Origin of the sequence: Streptomyces lushanensis (genome assembly GCF_001700515.1) — a bacterium.
Classification (GTDB): domain Bacteria; phylum Actinomycetota; class Actinomycetes; order Streptomycetales; family Streptomycetaceae; genus Streptomyces; species Streptomyces lushanensis.
Window position 1 is genome coordinate 1 of record NZ_MAUD01000723.1, and the last position, 736, is coordinate 736.

Sequence of the window (736 nt, forward strand, 5' to 3'; positions counted from 1 at the left end):
GGCCCGGGAGGGTCCGGGCGGGCCCGGGGAAGGCGCCGGGAAGGGCGCTCACCAGTTCGGCGGGCTCGCCAGGGCGCGGGCCAGGACGTCGTCCAGTATCCGGGCGGTGGTCTCCACGTCGTACTTGGAGTTGTCGATGATGGGCAGCCCCGAGCCGTACCAGCCGGCCATCCGGCCGTGGATGCCCGCCACCTCCTCGTCGGAGAGCCTGCGGTTGCCGGTGCGCTCGGCGTTGCGCTCCAGCACGATCTCCAGTCCCGGCAGCAGGACGACCGGCAGCAGCCCGGGACCGACATGGCGCTTCCAGCCGCCGAGCCCGACGACCGGGCGGTCGGGGAAGACCGCGTCGTCGAGGATGCAGGAGATGCCGTTGGCCAGGAAGTTCCGCGCGGCGAAGCCGCAGGTGCGGCGGGCCAGCCGGTACTGCGCCTCGGAATGGTCGTTCCATCCGCTCTGCGGGTCGGCGAAGCCCGAGCAGACCCACTCCCGGACGTCGTCGAGGCTGATGTGCGCGGTGGGCACACGGCGGCTCATCGCCCAGTGGCGGGCGACGGTCGTCTTGCCCGCGCCGGCCGGACCGATGAGCAGGACGGCGAGCGTCGCGGTGCCCGTGCCTCCGCCGGGAGCGGGCGGCGGCGCGGGGACCGGCACCAGCCCGCCGGGCGGCAGCTGGACATGCCCGGTGGAGTCCGGGGGCGGCGGCGGACCGGCGGGCGGTCCGCCGCCGCCCCCGGAC

1 protein-coding gene is annotated in these 736 nt (G+C 75.7%); it reads right to left on the reverse strand.

What is annotated here, in order from left to right; genetic code table 11:
* Window positions 1–48: 48 nt before the first annotated feature.
* Window positions 49–736: AAA family ATPase (locus tag BFF77_RS32615; protein ID WP_066957183.1), on the reverse strand; the 688-nt coding region annotated here is incomplete at its 5' end.